Origin of the sequence: Spirulina sp. CCY15215, assembly GCF_016888125.1 — a bacterium.
Taxonomy (GTDB): Bacteria; Cyanobacteriota; Cyanobacteriia; order Cyanobacteriales; family Spirulinaceae; genus CCY15215.
Window position 1 is genome coordinate 16453 of record NZ_JACSWA010000443.1, and the last position, 12870, is coordinate 29322.

The 12870-nt window shown below is 46.2% G+C and carries 10 protein-coding genes; 3 read left to right on the plus strand and 7 right to left on the minus strand.

The annotated features are described in order from the left end of the window. Nucleotides 1-11 precede the first annotated feature (11 nt). The 4 genes from JUI58_RS13560 to JUI58_RS13575 form a co-directional block, all read right to left on the minus strand. Complete coding sequence (locus tag JUI58_RS13560; RefSeq protein WP_204104333.1) at nucleotides 12-2867, minus strand: DUF1156 domain-containing protein; 2856 nt, start codon at nucleotides 2865-2867, stop codon at nucleotides 12-14. 68 nt (nucleotides 2868-2935) lie between these two features. After that, on the minus strand, nucleotides 2936-3289 hold the full coding sequence (locus JUI58_RS13565; RefSeq protein WP_204104334.1) for a hypothetical protein: 354 nt from the start codon (nucleotides 3287-3289) through the stop codon (nucleotides 2936-2938). Nucleotides 3290-3323: 34 nt separating this feature from the next. Continuing rightward, the gene (locus tag JUI58_RS13570) at nucleotides 3324-6746 is read right to left on the minus strand and encodes a helicase-related protein (protein ID WP_204104335.1); all 3423 of its coding nucleotides are present in this window, start codon (nucleotides 6744-6746) and stop codon (nucleotides 3324-3326) included. A 67-nt stretch (nucleotides 6747-6813) separates the two neighbouring features. Beyond that, nucleotides 6814-7497 carry a hypothetical protein gene (locus JUI58_RS13575; protein WP_204104336.1) on the minus strand — a complete coding sequence of 228 codons (684 nt, stop codon included), beginning with the start codon at nucleotides 7495-7497 and terminating at the stop codon, nucleotides 6814-6816. A gap of 57 nt (nucleotides 7498-7554) precedes the next feature. On the opposite strand from JUI58_RS13575, the gene lipB reads away from it, so the two are divergent. Then, entirely contained in the window at nucleotides 7555-8199 is a 645-nt protein-coding gene (lipB, locus tag JUI58_RS13580) for a lipoyl(octanoyl) transferase LipB (RefSeq protein ID WP_204104337.1), read from the plus strand. Here the strand turns inward: lipB and JUI58_RS13585 are convergent. Further along, nucleotides 8196-8981, minus strand: coding sequence for a DUF1350 family protein (locus JUI58_RS13585; RefSeq protein WP_204104338.1), 786 nt, complete (start codon nucleotides 8979-8981; stop codon nucleotides 8196-8198). The genes lipB and JUI58_RS13585 overlap by 4 nt on opposite strands. 107 nt (nucleotides 8982-9088) lie before the next feature. Here JUI58_RS13585 and JUI58_RS13590 point away from each other — a divergent pair, with 107 nt between their 5' ends. Next, nucleotides 9089-10024, plus strand: coding sequence for a hypothetical protein (locus JUI58_RS13590; protein WP_204104339.1), 936 nt, complete (start codon nucleotides 9089-9091; stop codon nucleotides 10022-10024). 35 nt (nucleotides 10025-10059) lie between these two features. Continuing rightward, nucleotides 10060-11322: an efflux RND transporter periplasmic adaptor subunit gene (locus JUI58_RS13595; protein ID WP_204104368.1), complete on the plus strand. Its 1263-nt coding sequence runs from the start codon at nucleotides 10060-10062 to the stop codon at nucleotides 11320-11322. Between the two features lie 67 nt (nucleotides 11323-11389). Here the strand turns inward: JUI58_RS13595 and JUI58_RS13600 are convergent, their stop codons facing one another. Next, nucleotides 11390-12136, minus strand: coding sequence for a Uma2 family endonuclease (locus tag JUI58_RS13600; RefSeq protein ID WP_204104340.1), 747 nt, complete (start codon nucleotides 12134-12136; stop codon nucleotides 11390-11392). 212 nt (nucleotides 12137-12348) lie between these two features. Beyond that, the gene (locus JUI58_RS13605) at nucleotides 12349-12852 is read right to left on the minus strand and encodes a sterol desaturase family protein (protein ID WP_204104341.1); all 504 of its coding nucleotides are present in this window, start codon (nucleotides 12850-12852) and stop codon (nucleotides 12349-12351) included. Between the last annotated feature and the right edge of the window lie 18 nt (nucleotides 12853-12870).

Below are 12870 nucleotides of genomic sequence, written 5' to 3' on the forward strand. Positions count from 1 at the left end.
TGGGGGTTGGGTTAATTTCTAATTCGTGCGGGGTCTTCAATGGTGCGTTTCCAACTGGCCAGCAGTTTATCGATCGCCTGTTGTTCTGGTGTCCGGTTTTTACTGCCATTTTCGGCGATCGCCATTTCTCCTTCCAGGGTTATTTCTGGGGTGAGGGCGCGTCCAGCAAGTGCCTGGGCGACAAGGCGCAGTTTTTCGAGGTCGGTGTTAGCACTAAGCAAGAAGTTGTCGATCTCTTTGGGATCGTATTCAAGCAACCAGAGCAGACGGTGCAGCACGTCGATTAGGGTGGGGATATGGTTGGGGGTATTTTTTTGGTTAAAGGTTTGGCTGGGGCTAATATCGGGAACACCGAGGCTTTTATCTTGTCCTCGTTGTTGATAATTTTGCAGTTGAATTGTGTTTTTCGTTTTTTCGATGGAGGCATTTTTGCCCTGGGTTAATCCTTCGGGTCCATCGAGTTCGATGCCGACTCCACGGGCGAGGGTATTGGCTTCGTCGAATGGGACGATCGCCTCTCCATATTCGTAGCGGGCGAGGATGTAGTATTGGGTGGGTTTATCAACGCTGGAGATGCCGCGTTTATCGAAGCTCATGATTTCGCTGAGGATGGTTTCGAGGACTTCTTTCTGCACGTCGTCGAGGAAGGTGGTGGCATCGAGTTCGTCACCGTTGGGCAGTTCGACGCGATCGAATTGGGTATATGCTTGCAGTCCTGCGCCAATACAAGCGATGACTAAATCTGCACCGCTTACTCCTTCTTGCATCAAGTCTTTAACCCGTTTCTGCACAATTTCTTTCAGTTGGGGTTGCACTTCGGTGGTGTAGTCGCCGATCGCTTGGTTGGGGCGTTTGCGAGAAATCAGGAAGATGCTGGAGGCTAGGGCGGCAGAGTTTTGTCCGCGTAATCTCGCACTCATTTCGGTATCTAGTGGCCAGGCTTCGGTAATCATAAATCCGGCACGACGGAGGGAGTCAATCAGGGTTGACCAGCCGGAGGTGGTTTTATGGGCATACACGACCGCCATAATGCCATCTGGTTTTAAGACTCGATAGGCTTCTTTGAAGGCTTGGTGCATCATGTCTTCATAAGATTTAGATGCGGCTTTTTTATCCCCCCCGTGGCGTGTGGGTTCCATGATCGCTTCTTGCTTTTTGGGGGTGAGTTTGGCGGTGAAGTGTTCGGGGTAAAGATGACCGACGGAACGCTTTAACCACACATAAAAGAAATCGGATAGATCGGCGTAGGGAACTGAATCAAAATAGGGCGGATCGGTAATCACAGCATCGAGAAGTTCTGCATCTAACGGATTCGCCATTGCTGAAGATCGGTGAACTCGAGCAGGCGATCCGCTACTTGCTTCACGATTAATAACTTTTAATATCCAATCTAACGCGCCTTGAACATTACCAGAAGCATTACCAAGGGGATTGATTTCAGCAAAGTCCCAAACCATCGGAAGTGCTTGACGAGCAAAAGTATTTCCTAAAACTTCTCGGCTATTATGCCAATGCGTAATTGAACTATTGTAATCGGAGAGGCGATCGCACAAAATCCCCAAATAAGTAGAAATCGCTTTGGCAAAATCTTTCTCATAATCTTGCTGCACCAGTGCATCATGTGCCAATCGTACCCACTTCACAAACGTCATTAACGCCAACAACTGACGCGGTGAGAATAACATTCCAAAATTAATTGGACCGTACTCCGTAACCCAAAAACTCCGATTATTTTCAATTGAAATTGGCTCATCTGGAACAGTTAAACCCGTTTCCTGACACAACTTTTCCAACCGTTCTAAAATCGCCTTGTCATCCGGAATATATTTCTGATAATCCGTCGCGGAAAGATAGGTTTTCCCCTTCTTACCCGGAGTTGTGCAAATGATCGCCATTAATTGCTGACCAATACGCCCCGCTTTCCCTTCCGTCTTAATATGATCATTCTTAAATGTCGTCCCACAATGATGACAAGTCGAACTTCCCCGCGAACTCCCCAACGCCGGATCGAACCCCAAATCCTTCGCAGTCGTCGCCTCCACCACCTCAAACTCAACCCGCTTCGTCTCGTGATTCGGAATCACCCGTAACGCCACATATTTCTTACTCTTTTTACAGAGCCAAGTTTGCCGCAACAACGGCACATCCGCCCCACAACTGGGGTTAGGACACTGCACCGTCCGCGTCCAGAGATAAGCAACCGGGGTAAGAGTCTCCTGAAAAGCCAAACCCAACTGCTGCTGCTTCTGCTCCAATAACTCCAACTGCTCAGAATCTTGTGTGAGAGCCTCCCCCACTTTAATCGAAGGATAGAGATCGCCAATCTCACTTCGTACCCGCTCAATCACCCAATTCCCCCAGGTTTCCACCTCCGTCGCCAACTTCCCCCCGTACTTCTGAGGATAAACCAAAGTACATAACTCAATAATGTGAGCCACAGGATTGAGATCGATCGCATAAGTCTCGCAGCCCAACCGTAACGCCTCCAAAGGAATCGCACCACCCCCCGCGAACATATCCAACACCTTCGGCGGCGGCACATCCCCCAACGGCGTATCTTGCGGCAAATTCAGGCGATCGCGCTGTGCCTCCAAAATTGCCAGACGAGCCTTCTTAATCTGGTCTTTCCCCGCTTTCCACTGGCACAAATCAATCATCTGCTTTGTGTACGCCGTGCGCTTCTGGTGGTTTGTGGGAGCCGCCACCAACGCCGCAAACACAGCAGCCCGCGCCGCCACCAATGGCCGCCGCGCCCACCAGAGATGTAAGGTAGAGATATGCCCCTTCCGGATCGACTTCTCCCGCGCCGCTTCCTTGGAAATTTCTTTGATGGGAATGTAATCTTCAATCAGTCGGCGATCGTTCATAGTTCTTGGGGGTTAGGGGTTGGGGGTGAGGTAATTAAATTGTTCTTCTTATCTCGAGTTAGACATTTTTAAACATTTTGGGTTAGGGCGATCGCAGCATGGATAATCTCATCCTCCGTTGTTAAAGCGTTTAAAAAATCAGGGTCTACCGTAGTCTCTAAAGCGCGTTGACCCAGACGATATTGATAATGGAGGAAAGCCCGCGCAATGTCCTGATGCAATATGCCTAGATTCTCATCATTTCCCTGCCCTTGAAGTTGTAGTAACGCTGACCACACCAAAGGAGGTAGACCCGCCATCAGTTTGATTGCAGCACCTGTGATGTAGGAACGGGAGCGGTTCTCTAACTTCGCGACTCGATCGATCTGCTCGACCACCACTGCACCCGTATATGTAGAGATTGTCCTTCCTTTTCTCATCATCCTTTGATTTTTTGATTGATATGAGTTATGAAAATTATAGGACATTATCCCGACAATAATGAGCCAGAGATTCCCCATTGACCAGATAGCGCGTCACCTCCTGCACCTCCTGCACCTGATTTGCAAACACCCCCACCGGATTTTGGATTGTCAATAACTCCAGTTCAGTCCCCCGACAATTCCAGACCACATAGAGCCAGTACGACTCCCCCAACTGCTGCGCCTTGCGCCATTCATTGCGGGTTAAAGATACCCCCTGGCCAGACTGGGCGCGGCCTTTCACCTCAATCCGTCGTAAAGGTTGCTCTTGAGTTGCAGTATCCATCGCTCCTAAACTGCGAATATCAAAGCCACTGCCATCCCGTAACTGACTGATATCCTCCGGAGTCCAACCGCGATCGCGCTCATACTGCATCACATAGGCCATGGCGATCGCCTCCACTTCAGGATCGTTCCGCATTCCCTCTCTTGTCACCGGAGCCGGACAGACCAACGCCGTCCCCAAATATGTCACCCGTCCAGGACGCAAAATCTTGAGATAATCCAATTCTTTCCTTTTCATTCGTAACCGTTCTTGCAGCGATCGCACCTTATTTTGCGCCTTATCTCGGGCAATGCGAAAACTCTCATCCCCCTTGGCCACCTTAGCCGCTAAGTTCATTTGAGTGCGCTGGGAAGCCTTAATTGTCTCCGTCATAGCCTTGTCTAAATATTCTCGCCGAATAGATAACTCCCGTTGACGCTTTTCGCGCTCCTCCTTAATCAGAGTGAACTGTACATTAACCTTCAGCCAGTTTTCGACCTGTTTTTGTACGGCAACGGTAGGCGATCGCAAGGGACAATCTAAGTGGGAAGCATTGGCAAAATCATGAAGACAGTCCGAAGAAATTAATTTTAGCTCCTCATCCCATTGAGCCACAGCACATAAGCGAATGCGAACCTCTTGCTCCTGACCGCGAAGGGATTGACCCGCCACCGCCACGGTAAAAAAGTGAATGCGGTAGGGTTCCAAAGTATCTGCATCCACAAATAGCGCCGAACGATATCCCACGGTTTCCGCCAAGTGACGATCCAAGCGTTCCGCGATCGCCGCAAACAAAGGATGACCTGGCGACATAAACTCAGCATCGGCGTGTTTGGCGGTATCTAGCTGCTCTTTATAAAACGTTAGCTTGGGATAGGTCTTCTCAATTGCCCCTAACCGTCGTACTGCTTCCAGGTGAGGCGATCGAAACTCTTCTTTGAGGTAGGATACCCGCCATAGCCCATCGGCTCGTACATCCAAATTTACCCCCTGATAGTCGCAGGCTCTCCGGAAAAACTCCTCTACATAACGCGGCATCAAGCGATGCTCTTCGGAACGATAATCTTCTCGCTTGGTTCGCTGTACCTGTTCCAAGTCTACATGGGACGTGGCCAAGGCCACCCCCGTTGCTTTTTGCAATTCTTCCAATCGAGTCGGATCGAGACGCTTAATAGACTCTTGGGCAAACCCTTCCTCCTCTGGTCCGTAGGTGGCATCCTTGAGCATTTCCTCAAAATTAATGCCATTTAGCTGCAAAAGCTGGCCAATCACATCGAATACTTTGTCCCCCATAGCCTTGCGAATTTCTTCGAGCTTTGTCAGCAGTTTTTCCAGAACCCGTCCCTCCACCGTTGAGATCGCTGCGAAGTTAAAAATATACACAGCGCTGGGTTGACCGATCCGGTGAATCCGTCCCATTCGTTGCTCTAACCGATTTGGGTTCCAGGGTAAATCATAGTTGATCATCAAGCGACAGAACTGAAGATTAATCCCTTCTCCTGCGGCTTCTGTGGCTAAACAGATTTGTCGGTTGTACTGAAAATCGCGCCTGGCTTCTTTGCGTTGATGAACATTCATACCGCCATGAATTTCGCACACCGTGTAGCCCCAATCTTTTAAGTTCTGTCGTAAATAGTTCAAGGTGTCCCGATGTTCGGTAAAGATGAGCAACCGCCCGGATTCTTGCTGCAGTTCATCAAATTCACTGCCTTTGAGACAATCTCGCAGAGCATTGAGTTTGGCTTCTTCTCCTAGGGCAATGGTGGCGTGGGCTTTGTCTACTAAGCGATTTAAAACGACCAATTCATCTTGAATATCGGCAAGATGTTCGGCAACGGTGGAGTCGGCGATCGCCTCATCAAGTTCCTCGTCGTCGTAATCATCGCTGGATTGCTCCACATCGACGATTTTTCCCATTTCTCGCAATCGCTGCTGTTGCTCTCCAGGAGTTAACTCTCGCAATTCTTCCAGCAGGTCTCTAAACCGTTTCTGCCGCCTTTGCAGGGAACTGGAAATTGCATTTAAACTGCTGGCCAAACGTCGTTGTAAGACGGTTCGTGCTAATGCGACTACTGCTTTTTTTCGTCCTTTGGTCTTCCCCAGATATTTGTTAATGTAGCGGGTCACTTCATCGTAAAGACTTTGCTCTGGTATCGTTAGCTCAAAGGGGACGGTACGGGCATGACGTTCTTTAAAGAGCTTCTGTCCTTGAAAATCTCGGAGTTCTTCTTTAATACGACGCAGGAACCAGGGGCTATCTTTGAGTTTTAAGACTTCGGGATTGACTTCATTGGAGATGAACAGATCGGGATCGAGTAACCGCAGAAAATTATGAAATTGATCCACATCTCCTTGGTGAGGTGTTGCGGTCAACAGGAGCAGGCGATCGCTATTTTTAGACAATTCTTCTGCTAACCGATAGCGACCGGTTCGCCGTAAATCATCCCCTTGGGTTTTAGCCGAACACTTGTGAGCTTCATCAATGATGGTCAAGTCCCAATCTACTTGGAGAATGCCTGGCATGACATCATCGCGCTTGGCGAAGTCAATTGAAGTAATACATTGCCGAAATCGTTCCCAGGGATTGCCCGCGAGTTGCTGTTTAACTAACCCAGAATTGACGATCTCAAAGGTTTCTGCAAATTTGCTTTTGAGTTCATCTTGCCATTGGATGGTCAAGGGTGCCGGGGTTAGAATCAGAATGCGATCGATCGCATGACGCAGTTTCAACTCTTTCAGGAGTAACCCTGCCATAATCGTTTTACCTGCCCCTGGATCGTCGGCTAAGAGAAACCGCAAACGCACCTGGGGCAAAATCCGCTCATACACGGCTTCCAATTGGTGGGGTAAGGGTCGCACTCCGCTCAAACTTACGGCAAAATGGGGATCGTATTCAAAGGCAGTTTTGATCCGGATCGACTCCATGAACAAGAAAAACGAGTCTGCATCCACGAGGGTATCGGCGATCGCTTCTTGCTGTGTCAGAAGTTCTTCCACTTGCGATCGTTCTAAGATCGCGTCTCTTGTCTCTCCTGCTGATGTTTGCACTCTCATCAAAATCGTGCCGTCAATGTCCTCTACTGACTCGACTGTAACTACTCCCGTAAATTGGTCGGGCAGTGAAATACGTTTACCTGGTAGCTTGTCCAGCATGACATTATTTGCTCTCAAGACAATACGATTCTTTTATGGTAATTTAAGTCCGTGAAAAAAGATTGGGTTAAGACTCTGGTGCAATGGGGTTTTCTGTCACAATTTTGTTTGTTTCTTGTTCTTGAGGCAAGGGAGTCCGAAAACTGAGATAAAGCAATGTTCCCAAGAGAGGAATAAGAGAGACTGCCCAAAAGATGAGAGGATTTTTGCTACCTCGCTTTTTCATATCATCCCCCAAAATAGCAGGAAATAGAAGAGATAACAGGCAAAAGTCAAGACTCATCACATGAATAAATCGACTGGTTTGCCATTGCTGGATAAAGTCCCCCCAATCTCCAGAGACTATAGCATAAGCAATTAAAATATTGGCGATGAGGGTGAGTGAGATTCCCAACCAGCGAGAATCAAAAATCTTCAGTAAAAAGTCTTTTTTTCCCTTAAAATCAGGATTGGTTTCTCGAAGGGCAAAATAAGGCAGAAGGGCAAATGCACCTAATCCGAAGGAGGCGATCGCAAAGGGATAAGCGCGGATTTTCTGTCCTCTTCCATCGGCGAGAATTAGGGCAGTATAGGCGATGGGCAAAATTCCCATAATGTTAAATAAAGCAACAATAATCGGGTTAATGCCTTGCCAATTACCTGTCGAAAGATTGATAATTAAATCGAGGGTGTCTGGGCGATCGGGGGGTGCGAAAAGAAACGCATAAGCGATAAATCCCAGCCAGAGTAAACCAAAACTAATTTTTCTCATTTTTGTTTTCCCGTAGGGGTTTGGTCTCCAAACCCAACAATACCCAATAATAGAAAAATGCGCCAATGTTACGTTAAATTACAAGATTTAGTTCCCTATCAAGTCGCTTGGGAACAGCAGCGATCGCTGGTCGCAGAACGATTGCTAAATCCAGAACTTGATGATGTACTATTATTATTAGAACATCCTCCTGTTTATACTTTGGGAACCGGAAGCAGTGAGGACTTTTTAAAGTTCGATCCTCAAAGGAGTAAATGGGAACTATATCGCACGGAACGAGGGGGAGAAGTAACCTATCATTGTCCTGGGCAATTGGTTGCTTATCCTATTCTAAATCTACACTATTATCGACAAGATTTACATTGGTATTTGCGTCAGTTGGAAGAGGTAATTATTCGCGTTGTGGCTCAATATGGACTGGAGGGAAAACGCATTTCAGGGTTAACTGGAGTTTGGATAAAAGGGTATAAAGTCGCGGCGATCGCCATTAAGGTAAAACGCTGGATTACTATGCACGGTTTTGCTTTAAATGTTTGTCCCGATCTAGAAGGATTTTCGCGCATTGTTCCTTGTGGAATTCCAGATAAACCCGTTGGTAGTTTATCTCAATTTCTTCCCGATCTTCAATTTGAAACTGTTCGACAAGATATTGTAATCGCCTTTGCTGAAGTTTTTGGAGTAGATTTTATCTCTTTTTCTTAATTTTTATCAGCAATTTTATAACAAGGATTTAACCAGAGAATAAGTTCCTGTTTAAGTCGTTGTAAATCTTTGGTTGTTTCCTGTTTAAACCATTGGGCGATCGCATCGATCGGGGTAAAAGTTTCGCCAATTTGCCAATTAATTTCTTGGTTAATCGGTGTAATATGATTTCCAGGTAAAACTTGTAAAGAAACCATCTCTTGAAAGCGTGCTTGTAAAACTGGATGTAGATCGTAGGTTTGGTCGATTGTATCTTTTCTAAACTTAATTAAAAAGTTGCGCCGAATTTGATAATCTTGGGCAATTAACTCGTTTGTTTCTTCGGGAGAGGGAGTAAATTTTAAATTGAATGTGGGGGTTAATTGTAACTGTTCTGCAAAAGGAATCGAACGATTAACAGGAAAATTATTGTAAGAAATGAGAACATTTCCTCCTCGTTCGACTTCGTATAAACTGCCAATTAACAAATGCAGTTTGCAGCCTAAACTATGACCCACACCATAGATCGGTAAGGCACGATTGGTTACAATTTTACGATAGTAGAGGCGATCGAGAATCGTCTCAAAACGATTGAGAACATCTCTGGCGATCGCAACATGATCGAAAGTATTTAAACAAGGGGTTGTAATAACGAGAAAACCCGCTTCTGCCAATTTTTCCAACAACCAACGATAGGTTAAATGGGGGGCAGTGCCAATAAATGCACCCCCCAAAAAATGAACGATTCCCATTGTATTATCGGGAATAATTAGCCAATTTCCGGAAATTTCTTGCCAGTCCATTTTCAATGATTAATTATCAATGATTAATTATCAATCGGGAAAAAGAGCAGCATCTTTTTTCTTTTTAGATTACAATTAGGAAAAGTGCCGTTGCTCTTTTTCTGCCCATGACTGATATTAACAAACTTATTAACCAACTGGCCGCCGAAGAAGACCAATTGCGAGATCGCGAATTTCTTGCCCCTTGTGTTGGGGGAGGAAAAGTTCGCACGGCGATCGGCAATATCATTTATACCTTTGAAACTCGCCCGAGAGATTTTGAAGGCTGGGGCATTTTTCTGCCGATCGATCGCCAAGTTGCCGAGGCGATCGATGAACCAAATTTACCTCAACTTGCTACATATTTACAGCTTTTAAAACCTTTTCGTTTGCGCTTGCTTTATCCTTTACGAGGGCAAACTTGGCTGGCTTATCCCGTGAATGAGTCGGATATGAAACAGCGTTTTGGGATAGTTAAACCCATCCCCGTTCATCTTGTCAATGATGGCGGACAATTAGAAAGTATTATCGCCCGCGTTGACGGTAAAATCTGCTGGTTTGATGAAGGCGATCGCCGTGCCGATCCTCAAACTGGGGAACAATTGCGAGAAGCCTTGCGCCAAGAAACTCCCCCAGATAGCCTGCATTTCGCCGGCATGACCCCGGAAATGCAAACTGCTTATAACATCGCGTGGCAGCGCAGTGAAGCGGGACAGCGCCAAATTCAGCACCGTCAAGCAGTGCAGGAAACCAGACAAAATCGGCGATCGCCCCGTCAAAGACCCCGCGATCGCCGACGCGATCGCAACCCAACTCAACCTATTACCGAAAATGGCGAAAATCGTCTGCGAGAAGCCTTGCAACAAGGAGGAGGGCAATTAGAACATTTTCGCGATCGCGGGGAATATTGGCAAGTCGAATGGAGAACCGCCAACGGAGAGTTACACAGTTCCGCAATTGATAAACTGGATCTAACCGTTGTCAGTTCTGGAGTCTGTTTGAGTGGGCGCGATCGCGATTTTGATTTACAATCTCTCGTGGGAGTCATGCGCTATGAAGGATGATCGAGTACATTAAATGAGAGTTGCCAGTGACAATTATGCCAAAACTCAGCCATGCGATCGCCTTATTAATTCTTCCTCTTCTCATTTCTGTGACAGGATGTGGCAATAAAGAGGAAAATGCAGCGCGATCGCAACCCCAACAAGAAGAAGACGGACAACCCATCGCGGTAAATGTAGAGATAGCGCGATCGGGCGGTTTAGCCAATCCTATCGAATATATTGGCACGACTCAACCCCTAAAAATTGTCTCCCTTCGTTCCCAAGTTGAGGGAAGATTGTTGGTTTTGGGGGTTGATGTCGGCGATCGCGTTCGTCGGGGGCAGGTTTTGGCGAGATTGGATGATAGTATTTTAGCCACCAGCGTTAACGAAGCTGAGGCACAACTTGCCGCTTTTAATGCAGAGATCGAACGAGGGCGCACTCAAGTGAACAATGCTCGCACGGCACTCGAAGGAGCTAAAATAGAATGGGAACAGGCGAAAAATGATGCAGAACGCTATGCAACACTAGCCAAAGATGGGGCGGTTTCTCAGCGAGAGGCAGAACTGTTTCAAACTGCGGTAGAAGTTGCCGAACAAACCGTAAATGCAGCGCGAGAGAACATTAAGACCGAAGAAAGAGCAATTGAGGCCAGTTTAGGACAATTAGCCGCACAACGGGCGATTTTAGCACGAGAACAACAGCGTCAAACCTTCGCTCGTTTAAATTCTCCCATCAATGGGCTAGTTTTAGAAAGAATTAGCGAACCGGGGAACTTAGTAACCGCCGGAGAAGAAGTTCTTAAACTAGGTGATTTTAGTCAGATCAAGGCGATCGTGCCTCTCTCGGAGTTGGACTTGTCGGGGGTTGGGGTGGGACAACCTGTTAATGTGCAATTAGATGCCTTTGGCGATCGCAATTTTCCTGGCAGAGTAACCCGCATTTCTCCCGTTGCTGACCCCACTTCTCGCCAAATTCCCGTTGAGGTGACATTTCCTAATTTTGGCGATCGCGTTGGTAGTGGTTTACTAGCGCGAGTTACTTTTGCCCCCCAACAACAACCTCGGATTATTATACCTGAAAGAGCATTACAAAAAAGAGAAGACGACAAATTAGATGATAAAAAAGGAGTTTTATTTGTCCTCCAAGGGGAAGATCGGGTGGCGACGCGAGAGGTTTTTCTCGGCGATCGCGTAGATGGAAAAGTAGAAATTCTCTCGGGTATTTCTGACGGCGATCGCTTTGTTATTAATAGCGCTAAACCCCTTAAAGATGGCGATATTGTTCGCCAAAGTATTCTCTCTCCTTCTTCGCAATAATTCTGGCGATCGGGTTCTATTTTCTTCTGATTTAACTTATTTAATGAGGCGATCGCACTTCTAGAAATTAAGGAAGGGAATCAGGATCAATTCCTAATTGTAAAAGACGATCTCTCATTTTTTGTAAGTCAGATTCGGCGAGAATAGCTCTTTGTCGTTGGCGATCGCGTTCATCTTCAGCGAGAATAGCCCTTTGTTGTTGGCGATCGCGTTGTTCGACCACCTCAACAAAATCCACAAAACGCTCCCCATTAGGATGAAATAATACCAAATCCTGCTCAATCGTGCTAAATCTTATCCCCAAAAGTGGACTTTTCCACCCCTCCATTTGAGAAATTTCTTCTAACTTCTTCCCTTTTCTCAACCATCCCTGTAGCCGATTCTTTTTCGGATTGTACAAGTAATATTCTTGGATGCCATGCTGTTGATAAAACTTAAACTTAACGTCCATATCCTTCTTCTTGTTACCAGGAGAAAGGATTTCAAAAGCCACTTGCGGCGCAATATTATCCTCTTTCCACTGCATATAAGACCCCCTATCTCCTTTGGGTCGTCCCAATACCACCATCACATCTGGTGCTTGTCTTTGGGGTTCTTCTTGTTCTAAAACTTGCTGTTTTGTCAATCGTACCGGATACCAGAAGAGATCCGCAGCAATAAAAACATCAGTTCTGTCCTTAAAGAGAGCATCCAGACCCCCTTTGATCGTGAAAATTAAACGTAATTGGATCGTATTATCAGCCAAAGGTTTACCGTCACTGTCAGGATAAAGAAGTTCGTCTTCAATGGAGAGAGATTGGAGTTGTTGTACCATGGCCTCAAAAAAAGAGTGGATACACTTGACCCTATTATACAGGCAGTGTGAGCATCTTGCTCGCTATTTTTACAAAACTGAGATGCACCCATTTCAATCCCTGGCGGATCGAGCTATACTCGTCATTTTGAGTATGACAGACCACTAGACCAGAAATCGGACCCCGCGTCGTTACAAGACGCAGGGGAAATATGTTATTCTCCGTGCATTTCTTACCACCAACGGAGTTGTAAATAGTTCCTGGGTTGTTGGTTTAATTCTTCATCCGTCAGCCATTCTGTAGCCTTATAAGTACCAAAAACATAATCCCACCAATCTACCGCTAAACCAAAATTATGATTCCATTGATTGTACTTATGGTGAACATAATGAACCGGCATTTTCATCCAGAAACATTTTGTGGGATTTTCGTGTTGTAGTTGATGGGCATAAGCAGAAAAAGCGGCATAAACGACGGCACCCAAAAGCCAACCTAGTCCAATGGGAAAAGAAATGAAAAAGGGCAAACACATCACCAGAAATCCCCCCTTAATATAATCCCTAAATTCCCCTATTACTCCTTGTCCTTCATTGCGTTTGTGATGATCTCGATGGCGCTTACCAATAGATTGAGAATAGTGCATCAATCGGTGTAGCCAGTATTCTATAAAACTGCTGACAATAAACGCGATCGCAAAACACCCCGCACCTAGAGCTATGTTTTGTAATCCAGTCATGTTTGATTCTCTCCTTGT

Excerpts from the sequence above, each read along its gene's own strand:
- JUI58_RS13560 (WP_204104333.1), bottom strand. The coding sequence starts at position 2,867 with ATGAACGATCGCCGACTGATTGAAGATTACATTCCCATCAAAGAAATT.
- JUI58_RS13565 (WP_204104334.1), bottom strand. The coding sequence starts at position 3,289 with ATGATGAGAAAAGGAAGGACAATCTCTACATATACGGGTGCAGTGGTG.
- JUI58_RS13570 (WP_204104335.1), bottom strand. The coding sequence starts at position 6,746 with ATGCTGGACAAGCTACCAGGTAAACGTATTTCACTGCCCGACCAATTT.
- JUI58_RS13575 (WP_204104336.1), bottom strand. The coding sequence starts at position 7,497 with ATGAGAAAAATTAGTTTTGGTTTACTCTGGCTGGGATTTATCGCTTAT.
- lipB (WP_204104337.1), top strand. The coding sequence starts at position 7,555 with ATGCGCCAATGTTACGTTAAATTACAAGATTTAGTTCCCTATCAAGTC.
- JUI58_RS13585 (WP_204104338.1), bottom strand. The coding sequence starts at position 8,981 with ATGGACTGGCAAGAAATTTCCGGAAATTGGCTAATTATTCCCGATAAT.
- JUI58_RS13590 (WP_204104339.1), top strand. The coding sequence starts at position 9,089 with ATGACTGATATTAACAAACTTATTAACCAACTGGCCGCCGAAGAAGAC.
- JUI58_RS13595 (WP_204104368.1), top strand. The coding sequence starts at position 10,060 with ATGCCAAAACTCAGCCATGCGATCGCCTTATTAATTCTTCCTCTTCTC.
- JUI58_RS13600 (WP_204104340.1), bottom strand. The coding sequence starts at position 12,136 with ATGGTACAACAACTCCAATCTCTCTCCATTGAAGACGAACTTCTTTAT.
- JUI58_RS13605 (WP_204104341.1), bottom strand. The coding sequence starts at position 12,852 with ATGACTGGATTACAAAACATAGCTCTAGGTGCGGGGTGTTTTGCGATC.